Genomic DNA, 19,996 nt, shown 5'->3' on the forward strand with positions numbered 1-19,996 from the left:
GGGTCGCGCTCAGTCGGCCGAGCGAGCGCAACGGAAGCCGGTCGAGACGTCGCCTGCCTCACGATCGAACGCCAGCCGGTACGTCGATCGGGCGGTGCTCGCCGAGAAGTCCCACGAGCCGCCGCGGAGCACGCCCTTGCTGCCGGTCGCCGGGACGAGCGGATCGGTCCGGGCGCCCTTCGCGTAAACGCCAGGGTCCCAGCCGTCGGCCACCCACTCCCAGACGTTGCCCGCCATGTCGAGCGCGCCCGAGGGGCTCGCCCCCGCCTTCGCCGAGCCGACGGCCTGCGTGCCGCGCCCGCCGCAGGCCTGCGCGGGGGACCGCGACACGACGGCCTGCGCGCACCCCGGCGGGTCGTTGCCCCACGGGAACTCGCGGCCGTCGGCGCCGCGCGCGGCGTACTCCCACTCGGCCTCGGTCGGGAGCCGCTTGCCGACGAACGCGCAGTACGCCGCCGCTTGCGCCTGATCGACGCACGAGACCGGGTGCTGCGCCTTCGCGGGATCGGCCGCGGTGCAGAGCGCGCCGCGCTGCGCGACGTCGGCGTCGCTCGCGCGGGGGCCGTGCAGGCCGCTCGGCGTGCACCGGCCCGCCTCGACGCAGCGCTGGTACGCGGCGACGGTCACCTCGGTGCGATCGAGGTCGAACGCGCGGGTGAGCGTCACCTCGTGCGGCGGCCGCTCGGATTTGCCCCCCTTGGCGCTGCCCATCGTGAACCGGCCCGCCGACACCCGGATCATGTCGGGCGAGGGCGATGGCTTGACCGGCGGCGCGGCGAGGCCGTCGCGCGCGCGCGGCGGCGGCGCGGCTTCCCGGGCGCGGGGCCGGACGAGCGCGACGGCGATCGCGACGGCGGCCAGCGCGGCCGCCGAGCCGAGCGCGAGCAGCAGGCGCCGCCGCGGAGCGCCTGGGGCGGCCGAGGGCGCGGCCGGGGGCGGCGCCGGATGCGAGGCGGCCGGGGGCGCGGCGCTCGCGGTGAGGCCGCGCATCGTGGTGAGCGACGGCGCGGGCCCGGGCAGCGCGCCGGCGGCCGTCGACATCGCAGCCGGCGCGCGCGCCGTGCCCGCCAGGCCCAGCGCGGCGGCGTCCGGGGCCGCGTGCGCCGCGCCCGTGGCCACGTGCGCCGCACCCGTCAGGACGTGCGCCCCGGCACCGGGCGCCGCGCCGGCCGGCGGACCGCCCGCAGCGAGCGCGCCGGCTTCGGCGGACGCGGCCGCCGCCATCGCGGCCTCGAGCGCTGCCCAGAGCTCGCCCGCCGTGCGGTAGCGCTCGCGCGGGTCGACCGCGAGCGCGCGGCGCACCACCGCCTCGACGGCCTCGGGCGCGGTCGCGCCCGCGCCGCGCAGGCTCGGGCGGAACGCCGGATCGGTCGCGGCGATGTAGAGCTGCGTCACGTCGCTCCCGAGCAGGGCGCGGTTGCCCGACGCGACCTCGATGAGCACCAGGGCGAGCGCGAAGACGTCGGTCCACGGCCCTGTCGCGCCGAACCGGTGGTGGAACTGCTCCGGCGCGCCGTAATGCACCGTGAAGGCCCGGAGCGCGCTCCCCGTCTGGGCCATCGCCTGCGTCATGCTCGAGAGCTCGCTGAGCACCTTGGCGATGCCGAAGTCGAGGACCTTCATCGTCGGCCGGCCGCCGATCTCGGCGAGGAACAGGTTGGCCGGCTTGACGTCGCGGTGGGCGACGCCCTGCGCGTGCGCGGCCTCGAGCGCGTGCGCCGCGGGCGCGAGCAGGGCGACCGCCTCGGCGAGCGGCCGCGCCGCCTCGCCGCGGGCGCGCCGCTCGGCGATGTCGCGGTCGAGCGGCGCGCCGTCGAGCCACTCGAGCACGAGGTACGGCGTCCACTCGCCCGACGGCGAGACGGCGGCGCCCGCGTCGAGCGCCTGCACGATGCCGGCGTTCGCCCGCGAGAGGCGGTGGAGGAGCCTGCCCTCGTTCAGGAGCATCCGCTGGAACGACTCACGCTCGGCCGGGGCGAGATTGCTGAGCAACTTCAAGCACTTGACCGCGACGGGCTCGTCGAGGCCGAGGTGATGACCGCGGTAGACGACGCCGAATCCCCCCTCCCCGATCACGGCGTCGAGCCGGTACTTGCCGCCGATCGTCGCGCCCACCCAGCCGAAGGGATCCGAAGGTGCCATGCTCGCGGCGCGAGTCTACACCGCCGGCCCCGCCCGGAGATCGCGCGGAGGTCGGCGCGCGCGCCGAGCTGCTTCCCGAGCTCACCCCGCCCGCGCGTCGAACCCGCCCGGGCTCAGCGCCTTCTCGAAGAACGCGCACAGCTCCTCGTGCCGCGCGCGCGCGTCCGCGCGGCCGATCTCGATGAGCCTCCCGGCGAACTCCCCGTCGAACAGCAGATACGACAGGAAGTCCGCCTCGCGCCGCTCGTCCCCCTCGGCGAGGCGGCGCATCACCCGGCCGAGCACGCTCGTGGTCCGCGCGCGGAACGCCGGCGACCTCACGAACTCCGCCGCCAGGCTGCCGATGTCCTTGGAAGCGCGGATGAGCAGCGACCGGAGCGGCCGGAGCGAGCGCCCCGGCGGGAGCCCGAGCTCGTCGTTCAGCTCGTCGACGAAGCTGTCGCCATAGCGGCGCCGCCCCGCCTCGAGGATCCCGTTGATGCTCTCGAGGCGCGCCAGGTCGTTGTCGATCCGGTCGAGCATCAGCGCGTTCAGCGTCTTTCCGAGCAGGAACAGGGGCCCCGGGAAGCCCGGCGCCTCGCGATCGGCCGTGGACGAGGCGGGCTCGATGTACCGCGGGTTGACGACGATCACGCCGTCGGCCCCGAGGCGCCGCGCCGGCGACAGCGGGACGTTCTGGCGCAGACCGCCGTCGCAGTAGAGCTCGCCGTCGATGCTCACCGGGCGGAACAGGATCGGGACCGCGGACGAGGCGAGCGCGTGCTGGGCGCGGAGCGCGGTGGCGCGCGGGGCGATCGTCGGATCGTGGCTCCAGGGCGGCAGCCCGGGCTCGCGGCGGTGGACGAAGACGACCGTGCGGCCGCACTTCACCAGGGTCGTCGACACCGTCACCGCCGACAGGAGGCCCCGCTCGAGGTGCTCGTCGATCCGCTCGAACGGCACGGCCTCCGCGATCTGCCGCTCGAGGCCCGAGGTGTCGAGCAGCGCGGTGCGGGCGCCGCTCGCGGGCGCGCTCGCGGCCCCGCCGCGGAGCAGATCGTGCCCGACCGCGAGCACGCCGCGCACGTCGAGCCGCACGAGGTCGTCGATCCGCAGGCGCGTCCACACCGCGGCGAGCCGCCGGGCGCGGCTGCGCGACTCGTCCGCGAACGCCGCGAGGCCGCAGACGTTGATGGCGCCGACCGAGGTGCCGCACAGGATGTCGAGCGGCACGTCGCGGCCGATGTCGCGAGAGACCTCCTCGAGGATGTGCTGCACGACGCCGACCTCGTAGGCGCCGCGGGCAGCGCCGCCGGCGAGCACGAGCGCGATCTTGGGGGCGCGGCCGTTCCGGGTCGAAGCGGGCGGAAGGTTGGCCATGCTCGCAGAGTACCATGGTCGCGATCGCCAGAGCGGCCCTGAAGCGCGCTCGCCGCGTCGCGCGGCCGCGGCGCCATGCTACATCCCCGGAGCGCGCGGGCACGGAGGCGCCCGATGACGGCAATCTACCTGGTCCTCGCCTACCTCCTCGGAGCGATCCCGACAGGCTACCTCTTTGCGCGGTTCGTCAAAGGGATCGACATCCGCGCGGTGGGCTCGGGGAACATCGGCGCCACCAATGTCCTGCGCGCCTTTGGCTGGAAGCCCGGCCTGGCCGTCCTCGCCGCGGACATGGCGAAGGGCGCGCTCGTCGCCGGGCCCCTCGCGTCATGGCTCACCGCCGCGCCGGGCGGGTGGGTCGCGGCGGCCGGCGGCCTCACCGCCGTGCTGGGGCACGACTACACGGTGTTCCTCGGCCTGCGGGGCGGCAAGGGCGTCGCGACGTCCTGCGGCGTGCTGCTCGTGCTGGCGCCGCGGTCCACGCTCGCCGCGCTGGCCGTCTTCGCGGTCGTCGTGCGGGCGACCCGCATGGTCTCCGCCGGCTCGCTCGCCGGCGCGCTCGCGCTGCCGCTCTTCCTCTGGCTCCTCGGCGAGCGGCACGCCCCTGTGCTCTGCCTCTCGCTCCTCCTCGGGGCGTTCATCTGGCTGAAGCACACCCCGAACATCCGGCGGATGCTCGCCGGGACCGAGAGCACGATCTCCTTCGGCAGGCGCCCCGACGACGGCGCGAGCGCCGGCGCGCCGGACGACCGCGAGCGGCGCTGATCCCGGCCCGGGCGCGGCGCCCGGCTACTTCGTGATCCCCTTCGCGTAGAGCAGCGCGCCGTTCTTGTCGATGAACTCGTAGAGCAGCGAGTCGCCCTCGAACCGCAGGTAGGCAAAGCCCTCGATCGCGTCCGTGTAGAAGAGCTGCCGCGGGTCGGCCGGGACGGAGAACGCCGGTCGGGTCTTCGAGCCGGCGCCGCTGATGGCGAAATAGGTGTTCGGGCAGCCCACGTCGCGCCCCTTGTCGATGAGCTCGAGGTTGTGATCATGGCCCGCCATGTACATGTCGGCCCCGCAGTAGATCGCCCGCTGCATGGCGTACATCCCGGAGTTCCCGAACGTGTCGTTGTCGAAGAAGTGCTCTCCCGACGTGTAGCGTGGGTGATGGCCGAAGACGATCTTCCACGTGGCGTCCGAGGCGGCGACCCGCGCGCTCATGTCGTCCGCTTGTTCGTTGGAGGTGAAGTCGACCGTATCGATCCCGAAGAGATGGACGTGGCGAATGCGAACATCGTAATACGAAGCGGGCATGTGCCACTTGTCGCTCATCCGCTGGCCCGGCCCGACGCCCACGGGCAGCTGCGAGTAGTCGATCTGCGCCTGCCGCACGCCGCTGCTGCTCGGGCCGTGATCGTGGTTGCCGAGCACCGCGTAGAACGGCAGTCCGTTCAGGCCCTGTCTGTCGTAGGGCTGCTCGAACTTCGGTCCCCACTGCGCATCGTTGGTGTCGGTCACGCCGTGAGAATAGAAGTTGTCGCCGTTCATGATCACGGCGTGACAGCCTCCGACCTCGATGCACTTCTCGCTCATCCGGTCGGCCACCTGGTGCTGCGCGAGGTTGCCCTCGCCGGTGTCGCCGATGGCGATGATCCTGACCACGCGGAGCTCCGCGTCCGCGGCGCCGCTCACGCTGCCCGCGCTCGGGCCGCTGATCTCGATGCCCGCGTCCGCGGCGCCGACCACGCTGCCCGCGCTCGGGCCGCCGACCTCGACGCCCGCGTCCACGGCGCCGCTCACGCTGCCTGCGCCCACGCCGCCAGCCTCCGCGCTGCCACCGCCCGCCCTGCCCTCGGCGACGCTCCCGCTGCCCTGGCTCTCGCCGCCGCCCGCTCCGGCCGGCGCGCCGCCTCCGTGGCTCGCCGTGCCGTCCGCTGTGCCGCAGCCCACGCCGCTGGTCGCCGCCGCCAGCGCGAGGAGGAGGGCCACGACAGACCCACGCGCGACAGGGGGCGGACGTACCGCACGAAGAGGCTTCATCGGACGCGCATTCTATCCCCGATGTCGCCTCCCGGCGGCCCTCCCCTGCCCGACCTGCTCGCCGCCGCCGGTGCCGGTTTTTCTTGACACCTCGTGGAGCTCCACGTATCGAAGTTGAACATCACTTTCAATATCAACAACGGAGCCCACGTGAGCCAAACCATGCCCCCTGCCCCGAGCCCGTCCTGCGGCGCAGCGCTTGCCGCTCTCCCCTGGTCCGACGTGCACGAGGAACACGCCTCGTGAACGCGCGCGCGATCCTCTCCGCCGATGGCCGCCCTCCGGGCGCCGACGGCAGGCGCCTCGTGCAGCCCGCGGGCGGCGAGGGCTGGCCGCCGCCGCCGCACGATCCTCGCGAGCGCGAGCTCGCCCTCGTCGTCGCGGGGTGGGAGGTGCGCCTCTTCGTCGGGCGGAAGTTCGAGTACTTCGTCGCGCGCGGCTTCTGGCACCTGCAGCTCTGGCACCCGGAAGCGCGCGTCTCGGTGCTGACGCCGTCGCGGCTCACGCGCGGGCTCTACGAGGCGTACCCGATCGAGAACTGGAAGGCGCAGGCGCCCGACTACGACAAGCTCGCGGCGCTCCTCGACGGTCTGTTCACGGCGAGGCTCCCGGAGGCGTCCACGGTGCTGCGCCTCGAGCGCGCGCTCGTCGACGAGGTCGTCCGGGGCAGCGGCGGGGTGGCGTCGTGACCCGCCGGCTTCGGGGCACGCGCGCGCCCGCGCGACCTCGCGCCCCGCGCCGCACGGAGGGCATATGAGCTCCAGGACCGTCCCCAGGGACGCGGTGCTCTCGCTCGTCGGGCGCGCCGCGGCGCGCGTGCGGTTCCCCGACCTCGGCTTCGCTGACCCGTGGGCCGAGGCGATGCTGGCCACGCTCGACGTCGATCCGGAGGGCTTCGACGACCGCGCGCTCCGGACCACGGCGGTGCGCACCATGGTCGTCGACGGGCTCGTCCGGCACTACTTCGAGCGGAACCCGGACGGCCTCGCCATCGCGCTCAATGCCGGGCTCTGCACGCGCTTCTCGCGCGTCGACAACGGGAGGCTCCGCTGGGTGGACCTCGATCCGCCGCACGTGGCCGAGTTCAAGTGCGCCCATCGCCTGTGGCAGACGTCGGACCGCCACGCGATCGCGAGGAGCTGCTCGATCGCCTGCACGGGCTGGATGGATTGCCTCCGCGGCGCGGGCGACGTGCCCACGCTCCTCATCGCCGAGGGCGCGCTGGAGCGGCAGCCGCCCGGGCTCGTCGACGCCTTCTTCACGCGCGCCTCGGCGCGCCTCGCGAAGGGCACCGAGCTCATCCTCGATCACGAGGCGCACCCGCCGCTGCGGACGCCGCCGCGGCTGCGCGCGTGCCTGGAGATCCCGACGGCGGACGGCGCCGTGGCGCGCTATCCGCGGCTGCGGCCGATCGGCGACGGCGAGGTGACGCCGGCGCTGGAGCGCGCGCTGCGCGGCGTGAACAGGGTGTCTCGCCTGCTCCGCGGCGAGCGCGCGTCGTCGATCCTCCACCTGCGCTTCGAATGAGCGCCGCCGCGGACGCGAGCGGCTCAGTACACGCGGAACTGACCGCTGAGCGTCAGCAGCGACAGCAGGTGGAGCAGCCCCGGGTAGTAGCGCGGCGTCCCGGTCGACGGCGGCATCGACCACGCCGCCTCGATGTACGCGGCGCGATCTTCGTTCTCCGCGACGAGGCCCGTGACGCCGTTCATGAAGATGAGCGCCGCCTCACGGCTCACCGGGACGGTGGATGCCTCGCCCTCGAGCGTGTACGCCCCGCCATAGTCGTCGATGCCCTGCTCCGAGAAGAACGCCAGCAGCCGGTCCGCCTCCTCCACCTGCCACGGGTCGACCCCGAACCAGACGTGGTCGAGCGCCATGTTCAGCGGCGTGCGGTAGGCCTGCGACCCGAAGTCGTCCGAGCCGGGCAGCGGGGTGCCGTCGAAGTCGGCGCGCACCGGCATGAGCCCGGTGCGCGGGTGGGCGACCTGCTTCCAGTACGCGCGCGCGCTCGCCGCGGCCTCGGACCAGAACGGGTCCCCCGTGGCCTGCGCCCAGAGCTCGTAATACGCGGGCATCTCGACGGAGGGACGGGTGGTGTTCGCCGCCGCGACGTGCGGAATGTCGAAGACCAGCTTCGTCTCCGCGTCGAACATGTTCGTCACGCCGGAGACGACGCCCCCGTTCTGCTCCTCCTTGTGCCGCATCACATCGAACAGGGCGAGCGCGTCCGCACCGTAATCGATGCTCCCCGTGTCGCTCCCCCACCGGCCATGAGCGAAGAGCAGCGCCATCGCGATCTGCTGCTGGCCAAACGGGTCGACGCAGGGCGCCTTGCCGCTGGGGATGTCGCACCACGACCGGAGATAGCCCTCGTTGGGCCCGGTCGTGTACCGGAGCTCCGTCCTGGCGTACTGCCAGAGCCGGTCGAACTCGTAGCGCTTGTTGAGCTGGACCGTGATGATCATCGCGAAGCCGATGCCCTCGGTGCGCACATCCATGTGCAGGACATCGTAGATGAAGGCCTGATCGGTGGTACCGAGCACCGGGTAGTAGATCGCCTCCGTGTACGGATCGCCGTAGAAGAGCTGGTTGAACCTGTCCTCGAGCTTCTCCGCGATCTCCTCGTCCGTCTTGCCGAGCACGTCGCGGAGCACGTTGGGGTACGCCTCCGGGCCGGTCAGCGGGCGGAGATCGTCGCTGCTCAGGCCACCTTCGCCGCCGCCGGTGCCACCCGCGCCGCCCGTGCCGCCGGTGCTGCCCGCGCCGCCGGTGCTGCCCGTGCCGCCGGCGCTGCCCGCACCGCCGTTGGTGCCGCTGCCGCCGAGCCAGTCCACCGTCGTCACGCACGCCGGCAGCGCGCAGAGCGCCGCACACGCACAGCCGATGCGGGACGCTCCGAGGAGCCGGCGGAGGGGAACGGGGCAGCGCATGACCCGAAGCTTAGTCGTTTACATAGCGCCGGACCCGGGAGGCAAGCACGCTGTTCGGGTGCCGGCGCAGAAACGCCTCGGCGCGCTGCGCTGCGGCGTCGGTCCGGCCGCTCTTCGCGAGTGCGTCAATCCGCAGGACCTCGGCCTCGAGGCTCAGCCGGCCCCGCGGATGCTCCCGCGTATAGGCGTCCAGCAGCGAGAGTGCGCCCTGTGCGTTCCCGCTGGAGAGCGTCGAGCGCGCCGCATCGAGGGCATTGAGCTCGGCCTGGAGGGCGGCGCTCTCCGCGCTCGCCGGGGTCGCCTTCGCGCCGGGCTTCGTGGCGGCTGCGGCGCGGGGGCTGGGCGCCGGCGCCGGGGCGGCGGTCTGCTCCTCGGCGACCTCCACGGGCGCCGGCGCCGCTTGCGGCATCGCCCTCGCGATCGGGCCCGGGAGCGATCCGGCGAAGCGGTCGACAGCGGCGGGCGGCGGCGCCTGAGTCCCGCGCCAGGCGAGGTACCCGGCGGGGATCCCGGCCAGCGCGCCCACCGTCGAGAGCGCGATCAGGATCTTGGTCCAGCCGAGCTTCGCGACCACGGGCGACGACGCCGAAGCGGCCCCCGCCGCGGAGAGCGCCGCGGGCGCAGCGGCGCTCGACAGCGCGGCCGCGCCGGCGAGGCCCAGGGCGGCCAGCGTCTTGGCGCGCGTCTCCGAGGACGTGGGATAGGAAGTGCCGGCGCTGAGCAGCGCGCGCTCGAGCGGGCTGTCGCTCTCTTCCAGCAGGCGACGTGGTTCGGTCATCGTCTCACCTCGCTCGTCGTGACGAGCTCGAGCGCGCGTACGCGCTCGCGAAAATCTGCCCTGGCCCTCCGAAGCCGCGAGGCCACGGTGCCCTGTGGGATCCCGATCACACCGGCGATCTCCACCATGCTCATCTCCTCGAACTCGTACAGCACGAACACCGTCCGCAGATCCGGCTCCATCTGGTCGAGGACCTGGTCTAGCATCTGTCGGGCTCGCTTCTGGCTCGTGAGCTGCTCCGGTGTCGCTGCGTCCACCACCTCCGGCGGCTCGGCCGCAGGGACCTCTCGCCGGCGCGCCGCGCTCCGTCGGGCGTGGGCGGCCACGTTGAGCGCCGTCTGGAGCAGAAAACTCTTCTCCGCGCCCGGCCGGACGTCATCCAGCCGCTGGGAGGCGGCAATGAAGGTACGCTGCACCGCATCATCGATCTCGGCGGCGGGGGTGCCCGCGTTGCGGAGCACCCGGCCGATGAAATCGAGATGTGCGTCGACCATCCGCCGCAGACGCGCATCTCGCTGGCTCACGCGCGCGGCCGATGGTGCCTTGTCCGCCGGATCCGTGTCAGGCAAAGCCACCGCCGTCATCACCCCGACGCCCATGCTTACCCTCACCACGAGGCAAGGCATGACATCGGGAAACAGGAGTTCTTCGTGAAAAACGACCAGTCAAGGCAAGACCGGCGCAGGTGCCGCGGGTCGTGAGGGGCAGCGCGCTTGCGGCCCAGCGTCGGGGTGCCGTCCATGATGCGCTATGATTCCCGCCGCGCGTCAAAGTGATCACCAGAAGCCCGGCTCAGAAGGTGTGCACGATCCCGGCGCTCGCGAGCGGCGAAATCACAGGGGTTTCAGCGATCGTCTCCGCCGGAGACCCGATGGTGAAACGACGACGAAACAGCGGCACGGCGAGGCCCGCCTCGACTTCCAGGGCCGTGCTCTCGCCGAGCGATAACGCGGCGCGCGCGAGGCCTCCGGCGCTCCACCACGATCGCGCGGCGGACTCCGGGCTCGTGATCCCCTGTCCAGTCGCCGCGAGCCAGCCGCCGGACGCCGTGATGCACGGCGCTGCGCTGACGGCGTGGGCGATCTCCCAGCGCAGCGGGCATGCGGTGAGCGTGGCAGACGTCCACTGGACAGATGCTCGGTCGGCGCCCGGCATCAGGTCGTTGCGGGCGTGGATCAGCGACAGGCCGAAGGAAGGGCTCAGCGCGCCGCCGGTGCGCTGGGTCAACCGGGCGACGAGCGCGCCGCCGAGGTTCACGCCGGGCGAGACGACCTGCGTCAAGAGGATCTGTGCGCCGAGCTCGAGCCGGAACGGCGGCCGCTCCGGCTCCGGCTCCGGCGCGACGACCGCGGGCGGCGACGCCGGCGGCACGACGGGCGGCGCCGGCGCCGGCGCCGGCGGCGGCTCCGTCTCCGCGGCCACCTTGTCGAGCGCGAGCGCCGCGGTGAACGACAGCGCCTGGACCACGGTGTCGCACGAGGTGCCTTCGACGGTCCGGGTGTCCGTCGCGCCGCGCTCGTAGATCACACGCAGCTCGCCGCGGACGCGGGACCCGACGCGCCGCAGCCGGACGCGGACCTCCCAGCCTTCCTCGCCTTCCGCGGCCCGCTGCACGCGCTCCGACCGGGCCCGGATGCCCTCGTAAAGCTGCTCCGCCGTCGAGCAATCCGGCGGGGCGTCGAAGTCGACGCGAATGGGGATCGGCGCCGGCGTCGCGGCGGCCGAGGACCAACCGAGGACGACGAGCTCGATGAACGAGATGCCGCCACCGGAAGCCACGGGCGGAAGGTGCCACGAACCGTCCGCGCGCCGCCAGACGCACGTGCATCGCCCCGTCCGTGGCGGTGTAAAAATCGTCCGCCGACATGGTGCGTGGGAGGTGCGCTGTGAGCTACCTCATCCTGCACGGCCTGCCGAGGTCATGCCCGGGCATCTTCCAGCCGGGCGAGCACCTCGCGGAGCGATCCGAGCTGCGCGTCGGCGCCGGTGAAGTCCGACCGCGCGGTGAGCGGCGACGGGACCACCCAGCACGTCAGGCCTGCCGCCTTGGCCGAGCGGAGCCCGCGCTCGGAGTCCTCGATCACGAGGACGTCGCGCGCGGCGAGCCCCAGCCGCTCGCGAGCGACCGTGTACGGCTCGGGATCCGGCTTGGCGCGCGCGTACTGCTCGCGCGTGAGCGCGAACTCGAACCACTGCAGGAGGCCGGTGGTCGCGTGCGCGCGGTGGAAGGGCTCGGGCTTGCTGCTCGTGACGATGGCCATGCGGAAGCGCGCGGCGAGCGCCGCGACGACCTCGCGCGCGCCTGGCAGCAAGGTGTCTCCGCCCGCGATGAGCTCGAGGTAACGGCGATCCCTCGCGTCGGCCAGCGACCGCAGCCCCGCGTCGTCGACGCCGCGAGCGCTGGCGAGGTGCCAGGCGCCGCGCGCCTCCACGAGGAAGAGCTGGCGATAGTCCTCGACGGTGAGCTCCACCCCGACCGACGCGATCGTCTCGCGGGTGGCCTGGAAGTAGAGCCCTTCGGTGTCGACGAGGACGCCGTCGTTGTCCCAGAGGATGGCCTTGAACACGCCGCGCGTTCGTAGCGTCGCCCTTCCATGCCGACAAGCGAGCCCATCGCCCACGCGGCGAGCAGCGCCGCCGTGGCGGCGCCCTCGCGGAAGATGACCAGGACAGACTCGGCGCTCGCCGCCGCGGCCATGACGAGGAGGGCGCCGCCCGAGGCAGCCTGACCGGCCAGGGACCTGGCGACACCACGCACATCGATCCGACCGAGGCGCCCCTGAATCGCCTCGATACCATCGACGGCGCAGTACAAAGTTCGTGACCTCGGCGCTGGAGGCGGTGGTAGCCTCGCCCGAGGTGGAGTTTTAGTTTTACCAACGCATCCACCGAGGCGGTGCTCCATGGGTGACAAATCTCCGAAGGCCAAAGAGCGACAGAAGAAGCAGGACACGGCGGAGAAGAACCAGAAGAAGGCAGCCGCGACCGCCAAGGCGACGCCTGCTCCGGCCGCGCCCGCGAAGAAGGGCAAGTAGCCCAGTCCCGACGAGCCGCGCGCGTCGCCGCGCGGCGCGTCTCCCACCTTCCTGGCGCGGCGGCCTCGCGCTAAGGCCCCCAGCCGTGCGACCCACGCTCCTCCACACCGTCGCGCCGCCGCTCGCCGCGCTCGTTCTCCTGCTCGTGCTCTGGGAGGTGCTCGCCCGCGCCCTGAGCATCCCCGCCTACCTCCTGCCGCCCCCCTCGGACGTGGCGCGCGCGGGCGCTGGCGACGCCGCCACCCTGCTCGCCGGCGCGCTCACGACGGCGAAGGCCGCGCTCGCCGGCTTCTGCCTCAGCGCCGCGGTCGGCGTGCTCGCGGCCATCGCGCTCGCCTCGTCGCGGCCGCTCGAGCGGGCGCTGTATCCCTATACCGTCTTCCTGCAGACCGTCCCGATCGTCGCCATCGCCCCGCTGCTCGTGCTCTGGTGCGGCCCCGGCCTGCGCGCGGTCGCTGTCTCGGCGTTCATCGTCTCGGTGTTCCCGGTCATCGCGAACACGCTGACCGGCCTGCGCTCCGTCGAGCCCGCGCTGCGCGACCTCTTCCGGCTCTACGGCGCCCGCCGCCTCGCCACGCTCCGCAAGCTCGAGCTGCCGTCGGCGCTCCCGCACATCGTGACCGGGCTCCGGATCGCGGCGGGCCTCGCCGTCATCGGCGCCATCGTGGGGGAGTTCGTCGCCGGCTTCTCGGAGGACGCCGCCGGCCTCGGCATCCTGGTCCTCTCGGCGTACCGCCAGCTTCGCACGGATCTGCTGTTCGCCGCCGTGCTGCTCGCCTCCGGGCTCGGCCTCGCGCTGTTCGGCGCCGTCGACCTCGCCGGCAAGCGGCTCTTGCGGCGCTGGCATCCTTCGGAGATCAATCGCTGATGCACTCCCCCGACAGTCGCCGGCTGTTCCTCCAGCGCCTCGCCTCGCTCATCGCCGTCCCCCTCCTCGCCCCGGCCTGCTCGCGCTCTCAGGCGCCCGAGGGCGACGGGCGCTCATCGGCCGCCTCCGCGCCAGGGAGCGCGCCGGCCGCCTCCGCGCCGGGAAGCGCGCCGGCCGCGCCTGCCGAGGGCGCGCCGGCCGCGAAGGTGAAGCTCGCCCTCAACTGGGTCCCGGAGCCCGAGTTCGGCGGGTTCTACGCCGCGCGCGAGGCGGGCGCGTTCGCGAAGGAGGGGCTCGACGTCGAGATCCTCGGCGGGGGCGCCGGCGTGCCGGTCGTCCAGATGGTGGCCGGCGGGCAGGTCGATTTCGGCATCTCCGGCGCCGACGAGGTGCTCACCGCCCGCGCCCGCGGGGCGGACGTGCTCCCCCTGTTCGCCGTGTTCCAGACCTCGCCGCAGGCCATCATGACCCACGAGAGCCGCGGCGCGAAGGGCATCGCCGACGTGCTCAAGTCGGGCACGCTCGCCATCGAGCCGGGGCTGCCCTACGCCGCGTACCTCAAGAAGAAGTACGGGTTCGACAAGGTGAAGGTCGTGCCGTACGACGGCGGCGTCGCGCGCTTCGTCGCGGACAAGGACTTCTCGCAGCAGTGCTTCATCACCGCCGAGCCGATCGCGGCGAGGCGCAAGGGCAGCGATCCCGCCACGTTCCTCGTGGCCTCCGAGGGGTTCAACCCGTACGTGGTGGTGGTGATCACGCGCGCGGCGCTCTGGAAGGAGAACCCGGAGCGGGTCCGCGCGTTCGTCCGCGCCACGCGGGAGGGTTGGCGCGCGTACCTCCACGATCCGGCCCGGGCCAACGCGGTCATGGCCAAGCTCAACACGTCGATGGACGCGGAGACCTTCGTCGCCGCGGCGGAGGCGCAGCGGCCGCTCATCGAGACCCCGGAGGTGAAGGAGAAGGGCCTCGGCGCGATGACCCGCGAGCGCTGGGAGACGCTCGCGAAGCAGCTCGTGGATCTCGGCGTGCTCGAGAAGGTGCCGCCGATCGACGACCTGCTCGTCGCCGCGGGCTGATCGAGGCGACAGGCGGACGGGGCGCGAGCGCGGGCGAGGGATCCCGTCGCGCGAATTCGTCTAGAATGCAGCCCGCGCCGTCGCGCGCCCACGGCGCTGCCGCGCCACAACGCAAGGAAAAGCGCCTTCATGGCTTTCACGCATCGACCTCGGGCCAGCCGGCTCCCGTTCGTCTCGCTGCCCATCGCGGCGGCGTACGTGGCTGCCGCCGTCGCCGGCGCCCTCGCCGCCGGCGCGTGCGGCGAGGAGTTCACGGCGCGCCCGCCCGGCATGACGCCGACGAGCTCGAGCACCGGCGGCGGCACCGGCGGCACCGGCGGCAGCGGCGGCGGCGCCGGCGGCGCCGGCGGCGGCGACGGGTGCCCGGGCGACGAGGTGACGTGCGACGGGGCGTGCGTCGACGTGAGGACGGACGCGGAGCACTGCGGCGCGTGCGACGTCGCCTGCTCGACGTTCGGCGGCACGCCGAGCTGCGTCGAGGGCGTCTGCCAGTCGCCGGCGTGCGAGGAGAACCGCGGCAACTGCGACAAGGGCCCCGAGAACGGCTGCGAGGTGGACCTCCTCACGAGCACCGCGCACTGCGGGAGCTGCGACAAGCCGTGCAGCGGCCAGTGCGTGCAGGGCGCGTGCGTCGTGCCGAAGCACATCGCGGCGGGCACGGACTACACGTGCGCGGTGCTCAGCGACGGCACGGTCTGGTGCTGGGGCAGGAATACCTGGGGCAACCTCGGCGACGGCACGCTCCAGCAGGATCGGCCGATCCCCCGGCAGGTCGACGGCCTCGGCGGCGCCGCCGACCGGGTCGCCGCGAGCCTCTCGTCGGCGCGCACGCACACGTGCGCGGTGCTGACGGACGGCGCGGTGGCGTGCTGGGGCGCCGGCAACAGCGGGCAGCTCGGCGACAACGAGGCGATGAACGCCCTCTCCCCGGTGCGCGCGAGGGACCTCACGGGCGCGACCCAGGTCGCCGTCGGCGGGACCCACACGTGCGCCGTGACCACGTCGCACGATCTCTGGTGCTGGGGCGAGGGCAGCTCCGGCCAGCTCGGGTACGGCGACGAGGCCGATCTGTTCGTGCCCGCCGTGATCCTGGACGACGTGGCCTCGGTGAGCGCCGGGCTCTCGCACACCTGCGCGGGCATGATCGAGCGGATGGGCCAGCGCACGATGAGCTGCTGGGGCCACAACCAGGACGGCCAGCTCGGGGTCGGCGGCTTCCAGCCGAAGACCACCCCGACGGCCGTGGTGGGCCTCACCGGCGTCTCGCTGACGGCGGCGGGCGCCCTGCACACCTGCGCGGCGCCGGCGCAGGGCGTGGCGTCCTGCTGGGGCAAGGGGGCGCAGTACCGCCTCGGGACAGGCGTCGTGAACACCGAGGCGGTGCCGCGGCAGATCCCCGAGCTCGTGGACGTGCGCTGGCTCGCGCTCGGCGCGCGGCACTCCGGCGCGGTGCTGGCCAGCGGCGAGGCGCTCCTGTGGGGCGATAACGCGAAGGGGCAGCTCGGCACCGGGACGCAGGACACCGGCTTCACCCCGCAGCCGATCGGGCTGACCGACGTCGTCGAGCTGGCGCTCGGCGACGACCATGGCTGCGCGCTGAAGCGCACCGGCGAGATGCTCTGCTGGGGCGACAACAAGAACGGCGAGCTGGGCAACGGGACGATCGAGCCGCGGCTCGTGCCGACGCCCGTCGCCTGGCCGGCGCGGCAGTAGGCGCCCCCTCGACCGCGACTCGCGAGGGCCATGTCACAAGCAGGGCGGCCCTCTCGTCTTGTCGCCGAGCCCCGATCGCCGGGGCGGGAGGCACGCATGGACGAGAGGAAGCAGGGCGGACCGGAGGGCCCCGGGCGCGCCCGGGTCGTGGTGATCGGCGGCGGATACGCGGGCGCGGCGGCGGCGCTGCGGATCGCCGGCAAGGCGGCGCGCCGGCGCGTGCCGGTCTCGGTCGCGCTGGTGAACCCGTCGCCGCTCTTCGTGGAGCGGATCCGGCTGCACGAGCTCGCCGCCGGCAGGGCGCCGCGCCGGATCGAGCTCGGGCGGCTCCTCGGGGCGCGGGGGATCGAGCTCGTGGTCGGCCGGGCCCGCAGGATCGACGCGGCGGCGCGGGCGGTCGAGGTGGAGCTCGCCGTCGAGGGCGCCGCGGCGGCGGACGACGCGGCGGCGCCGGTGCGGCGGCTCGACTACGACGCGCTCCTGTATGCCCCCGGCAGCGCCGCGGCGCCGGAGGTCGTTCCCGGCGGCGGCGAGCACGCGCTCTCGGTGGCGGACGCCGCGAGCGCGCGCGCGCTGCGCGATCGCCTGCGCGCCGCGCGCCCCGGCGGCAGCGTCGTCGTGGTCGGCGGCGGGCTCACCGCGATCGAGGCAGCGGCGGAGATCGCCGAGGCGTTCCCCGCGCTGCGCGTCGCGCTCGCGACGCGCGGGCGCGTCGGCGAGGGGCTGTCCGAGCGCGGGCGCGCGTACGTCGCCCAGGCGCTCCGCGAGCTCGGCGTCGCGACGGTCGAGCGCGCGCGCGCGACCCGGGTCGACGCGAGCGGCCTCCTCGTCGCCCGCAAGGACGGCGCGGCGGCCGCGCCCGGCGCCGGCGCGGCCGAGCCGCAGGCCCTGCCCGAGCGCCTCGCCGCGGACATCGTCGTCCTCGCCGCGGGCTTCCGGCCGGCGGCGCTCGCCGGGAGCTCCGGGCTCGCCACCGTCGCCGGAGGGCGGCTCGCCGTCGATGGGCGGCTCCGCGCGCCCGCGCACCCGGAGATCTGGGGCGCCGGCGACGCCGCGGCCGCGCGGGGCGGCGACGGCGCGCCGCTGCGCATGGGGTGCGCCACCGCGCTGCCGCAGGCGGCGTACGCGGCGGACAGCATCGTCGCCGCGCTCGCCGGCGACGCGCCGCCCGCGCCGTTCCGCTTCGCGTTCGCCGTCCAGTGCATCAGCCTCGGCCGGCGGCGCGGGCTCATCCAGCGGGTGGACCCGATGGACCGGCCGCTCGAGCGCGTGCTCACCGGCCGCGCGGGCGCGTGGGCCAAGGAGCTCGTCTGCCGCTTCACGATCGCGGTGCTCCGCTTCGAGCAGCTCCGCCCCCACCGCAGCGGCGCGCCCGGGCCGGCGCCGAGGCCGCAGGGCGCCCTCGACCCTGCGGGCGGCGGGCGGCTCGCGTCCGGTGCGGCGACATGAGCGTGGCGGCGGGGGTGAGCGCCGCGTGCTTCACGGCGCACAGGCGCTCGCTGTTCGGCCTCGCCTACCGGATGCTCGGCAGCGCGGCCGAGGCCGAGGACGTGGTCCAGGAGGCCTACCTGCGCGCGCGCGCCGCCGGGGAGGCGCCCGAGGCGCCGGCGGCGTACCTCGCGACGATCGTGACGCGCCTCTGCCTCGACGTGCTGAAGTCGGCGCGCGCGCGGCGCGAGGCGTACGTGGGGCCGTGGCTCCCCGAGCCCGTGCCGACCGGCGATCTGGTCGACTGCGACGGGGCCGCGGCGGAGTACGCGGACGCGCTCGGCGGCGCGGAGAGCCCGGCGGCGCGCATGGACAGGGTCGAGTCGATCTCGATGGCGTTCCTCGTGGTGCTCGAGAGCCTGTCGCCGCTCGAGCGGGCCGCGCTGATCTTGCGCGACGTGTTCGACTGGGAGTTCGACGCCATCGCGGCGGCGCTCGGCCGCTCGCCTGCGGCCTGCCGGCAGCTCGTGCACCGGGCGCGCGAGCACGTGGCCGCGCGCCAGCCGCGGTTCCGCGCGACCGAGGCCGAGCGACGGCGTCTGTTCGAGGCGTTCCTCGAGGCCGCGGCGCGCGGCGACGCCGGCGCGCTCGCCGCGATGCTCGCCGAGGGCGCGAGCGTGACCCCCGACTCCGGCGGTAAGGCCAGCGCGGCGCGCCGGGTGCTGAGCGGCCGCGATCGCGTCACGCGCTACGTCATCGGCCTCTGGCAGAAGGGCGCGGGCGCGACCGCCCGGATCGCGTCGGTCAACGGCGGACCTGCCCTCCTCGTCTACGAGGGGGCGCGCCTCGCGACCGCGATCGGCCTGGACGTCTCGCCCGCCGGCGTCGACGCCATCTGGATCATGCGCAATCCCGACAAGCTGGCCAGGCTCGGGGCGGCGCTCCCGCTCCTCCCGATCTCCTGACCGCCGACGCGCGCGTGATCGCGCCGGCCCGCCGCGCGCATCGGCGCGTCGCAGGGCCGCTCGGCGACATGGCATCGCGCGCGCGGGCTCACGCCGGCGCGGCGCGCCGAGCCGAGCCGCGCGATATGCACCGCTCCACGCGCGCTTCAATCACAATCGATAACAGGGCGACACCCGCCTGCACCACGCGATTGCCAGCTGTCGCTATCAACGACCGAGCAACAAGCGCGCCACCGCGCGCTCGCGACACGCAATCCGACAAGGACGCAGGCTCGCAACCAGGCGATAGGACAACGCAATTCACGAGCACGAACCGCGCGCGCCGACTCCCTCGTGGGGATTTCAGGAGCCAGGGAGATTTAGCTCGACAGCCAATTAACTCATTGGCATATACTCCCACCCTCACGAACACAGCTTGAGCTTGATGAGGCGAGCCACTCGCACCTTGGCTTCCAACACCGTTCATTTCAGCAACCCCGGTCCGCGCCTCGCGGACACAGGAGGGCTCGATGCTGCATTCTGTGCTGTCAAAACTATCGCGCTCCAGCGGAAGGGGGCTTGTCCACGGCGCCCTGGTGCTCCTCTCCGCCGCCTCGGCGCTGATCGCGGCTCCGGCAGAGGGGAGCCGGCGGGGCGGGATCCAGACATTCGCCAGGACCCCGGCGAACCCCGGGTTCCCTGAGGGGATCGCGGTCGACGGCAATCGCGTCTATGTGTCTGGCCCGGCGACGTTCGGCACCGCAGGCACGGGTCCGTCGAAGATCTTCGTCTATGGCACGAACAGCGAGGACCTGAAGAGCACCATCACGGTCGCGGGCGAGGCGCTCGGGGCCGAGCATGCGCTGAGCTGCATCGCTGTCGACGGCCCGGGGCGGGTCTACGCGCTCAGCACGCAGCTTGGGCTGCTGCGCTTCACGAAGGCTGGACATGGATATGTCCAGCAGAGCTACGGCGCTCCCCTGCCGGACCTGCCGGCGTGCGCGGCGGCCTCGCCCGGAGAGGCGTGCTCGCCGACGCCCTTCGATCTACCGCCGATCCCGAACGACATCGCCTTCGACGAAGACGGCTATGCCTACGTGACCGACTCGTTCCAGGCGACGATCTTCCGTTATGCGCCCGGGGGCGGCGCGCCGGAGATCTGGTTCCAGAGCGAGGCGCTCGCCGGAGGAGGACCCCAGCCGTTCGGCGCGAACGGGATCCGGCTCGATCCGCTGCGCGAACATGTCTACGTCTCGGTGACCTTCTCCCTGGCGGATCCGAGCGTGGGGTCGATCTACCGGATCCCCCTCGTCGACGCGCCCGACGAGGCCGATCTGGAGCTCGTCCACGAGTACGCCGGCGGCCAGGCGCCCGACGGGTTCGCGTTCGGGAGGTCGGGGAAGCTCTATGTCACGCTCGCCGGCACCAACGCGATCTCGGTGCTCGACGAGGACGGGGTCGAGGCGTCGCGCATCGAGAGCTCGCCCTGCGACGAGATTCCCCTCGACGCCCCCGCCAACGTCGCCTTCAACGACGCGAAGAAGACGCTGCTCATCGTGAACCACGCGCTCCTCAGCGGGAACGCGGACAACTTCGCGGTGCTGAAGGTCCCGGTCGGCGACAGGGCAGATCCGCTCGAGAAGCCGTGGCTGCCCTGAAGCGAGGCAGGCAGCCCGTGAGCGCGTGAGCGCGTGAGCG

At 73.7% G+C, this 19,996-nt stretch carries 19 protein-coding genes; 11 read left to right on the top strand and 8 right to left on the bottom strand.

From position 1 onward, the window contains the following. Window positions 1–9: 9 nt before the first annotated feature. Both WME96_RS29940 and WME96_RS29945 read right to left on the bottom strand, forming a co-directional pair. Complete coding sequence (locus tag WME96_RS29940; protein WP_437285008.1) at window positions 10–2,142, bottom strand: bifunctional serine/threonine-protein kinase/formylglycine-generating enzyme family protein; 2,133 nt, start codon at window positions 2,140–2,142, stop codon at window positions 10–12. An 81-nt stretch (window positions 2,143–2,223) separates the two neighbouring features. Continuing rightward, window positions 2,224–3,501, bottom strand: a complete 1,278-nt coding sequence (locus tag WME96_RS29945; RefSeq protein ID WP_437285009.1) for a patatin-like phospholipase family protein — start codon at window positions 3,499–3,501, stop codon at window positions 2,224–2,226. A 114-nt stretch (window positions 3,502–3,615) separates the two neighbouring features. Between WME96_RS29945 and plsY the strand changes: the two genes are divergently transcribed. After that, window positions 3,616–4,266, top strand: a complete 651-nt coding sequence (gene plsY, locus WME96_RS29950) for a glycerol-3-phosphate 1-O-acyltransferase PlsY (protein ID WP_437285010.1) — start codon at window positions 3,616–3,618, stop codon at window positions 4,264–4,266. Window positions 4,267–4,290: 24 nt separating this feature from the next. Here the strand turns inward: plsY and WME96_RS29955 are convergent, their stop codons facing one another. Beyond that, on the bottom strand, window positions 4,291–5,472 hold the full coding sequence (locus WME96_RS29955) for a purple acid phosphatase family protein (RefSeq protein ID WP_437285011.1): 1,182 nt from the start codon (window positions 5,470–5,472) through the stop codon (window positions 4,291–4,293). A gap of 293 nt (window positions 5,473–5,765) precedes the next feature. Between WME96_RS29955 and WME96_RS29960 the strand changes: the two genes are divergently transcribed. Both WME96_RS29960 and WME96_RS29965 read left to right on the top strand, forming a co-directional pair. Further along, entirely contained in the window at window positions 5,766–6,212 is a 447-nt protein-coding gene (locus tag WME96_RS29960) for a hypothetical protein (RefSeq protein WP_437285012.1), read from the top strand. A 64-nt stretch (window positions 6,213–6,276) separates the two neighbouring features. Beyond that, window positions 6,277–7,050 carry a class I SAM-dependent methyltransferase gene (locus tag WME96_RS29965; RefSeq protein WP_437285013.1) on the top strand — a complete coding sequence of 258 codons (774 nt, stop codon included), beginning with the start codon at window positions 6,277–6,279 and terminating at the stop codon, window positions 7,048–7,050. Window positions 7,051–7,073: 23 nt separating this feature from the next. On the opposite strand, the gene WME96_RS29970 is transcribed toward WME96_RS29965, so the two are convergent. The 5 genes from WME96_RS29970 to WME96_RS29990 form a co-directional block, all read right to left on the bottom strand. After that, a complete protein-coding gene (locus WME96_RS29970) occupies window positions 7,074–8,456 on the bottom strand; it encodes a glycosyl hydrolase family 8 (RefSeq protein ID WP_437285014.1) in 1,383 nt (460 codons plus the stop codon). A gap of 10 nt (window positions 8,457–8,466) precedes the next feature. Beyond that, entirely contained in the window at window positions 8,467–9,234 is a 768-nt protein-coding gene (locus WME96_RS29975; protein ID WP_437285015.1) for a hypothetical protein, read from the bottom strand. Beyond that, complete coding sequence (locus WME96_RS29980) at window positions 9,231–9,833, bottom strand: RNA polymerase sigma factor (protein WP_437285016.1); 603 nt, start codon at window positions 9,831–9,833, stop codon at window positions 9,231–9,233. The genes WME96_RS29975 and WME96_RS29980 overlap by 4 nt, the downstream gene beginning before the upstream one ends. Before the next feature lie 193 nt (window positions 9,834–10,026). Further along, complete coding sequence (locus WME96_RS29985; RefSeq protein WP_437285017.1) at window positions 10,027–11,013, bottom strand: hypothetical protein; 987 nt, start codon at window positions 11,011–11,013, stop codon at window positions 10,027–10,029. Window positions 11,014–11,153: 140 nt separating this feature from the next. Further along, on the bottom strand, window positions 11,154–11,801 hold the full coding sequence (locus WME96_RS29990; RefSeq protein ID WP_437285018.1) for an HAD family hydrolase: 648 nt from the start codon (window positions 11,799–11,801) through the stop codon (window positions 11,154–11,156). A gap of 27 nt (window positions 11,802–11,828) precedes the next feature. On the opposite strand from WME96_RS29990, the gene WME96_RS29995 reads away from it, so the two are divergent. From WME96_RS29995 to WME96_RS30030, 8 genes are all read left to right on the top strand, one after another. After that, complete coding sequence (locus WME96_RS29995) at window positions 11,829–11,963, top strand: hypothetical protein (RefSeq protein ID WP_437285019.1); 135 nt, start codon at window positions 11,829–11,831, stop codon at window positions 11,961–11,963. Between the two features lie 174 nt (window positions 11,964–12,137). After that, window positions 12,138–12,269 (top strand): hypothetical protein, encoded by a 132-nt coding sequence (locus tag WME96_RS30000; RefSeq protein WP_437285020.1) that lies wholly within the window; start codon window positions 12,138–12,140, stop codon window positions 12,267–12,269. Window positions 12,270–12,354: 85 nt separating this feature from the next. Then, window positions 12,355–13,137, top strand: coding sequence for an ABC transporter permease (locus WME96_RS30005; protein ID WP_437285021.1), 783 nt, complete (start codon window positions 12,355–12,357; stop codon window positions 13,135–13,137). After that, complete coding sequence (locus WME96_RS30010; protein ID WP_437285022.1) at window positions 13,137–14,213, top strand: ABC transporter substrate-binding protein; 1,077 nt, start codon at window positions 13,137–13,139, stop codon at window positions 14,211–14,213. Before WME96_RS30005 ends, WME96_RS30010 begins: the two co-directional genes overlap by 1 nt. A 129-nt stretch (window positions 14,214–14,342) precedes the next feature. Next, window positions 14,343–15,926: a hypothetical protein gene (locus WME96_RS30015; RefSeq protein WP_437285023.1), complete on the top strand. Its 1,584-nt coding sequence runs from the start codon at window positions 14,343–14,345 to the stop codon at window positions 15,924–15,926. A gap of 96 nt (window positions 15,927–16,022) precedes the next feature. Next, window positions 16,023–17,375 carry an FAD-dependent oxidoreductase gene (locus WME96_RS30020; protein ID WP_437285024.1) on the top strand — a complete coding sequence of 451 codons (1,353 nt, stop codon included), beginning with the start codon at window positions 16,023–16,025 and terminating at the stop codon, window positions 17,373–17,375. Then, complete coding sequence (sigJ, locus tag WME96_RS30025; RefSeq protein WP_437285025.1) at window positions 17,372–18,319, top strand: RNA polymerase sigma factor SigJ; 948 nt, start codon at window positions 17,372–17,374, stop codon at window positions 18,317–18,319. The genes WME96_RS30020 and sigJ overlap by 4 nt, the downstream gene beginning before the upstream one ends. A gap of 509 nt (window positions 18,320–18,828) precedes the next feature. After that, the gene (locus WME96_RS30030; RefSeq protein WP_437285026.1) at window positions 18,829–19,956 is read left to right on the top strand and encodes an SMP-30/gluconolactonase/LRE family protein; all 1,128 of its coding nucleotides are present in this window, start codon (window positions 18,829–18,831) and stop codon (window positions 19,954–19,956) included. The last annotated feature ends 40 nt before the right edge of the window (window positions 19,957–19,996 follow it).

The sequence above is a fragment of the Sorangium sp. So ce406 genome, assembly GCF_051474675.1.
In the GTDB taxonomy this organism is placed as follows: Bacteria; Myxococcota_A; Polyangia; order Polyangiales; family Polyangiaceae; genus Sorangium; species Sorangium cellulosum_G.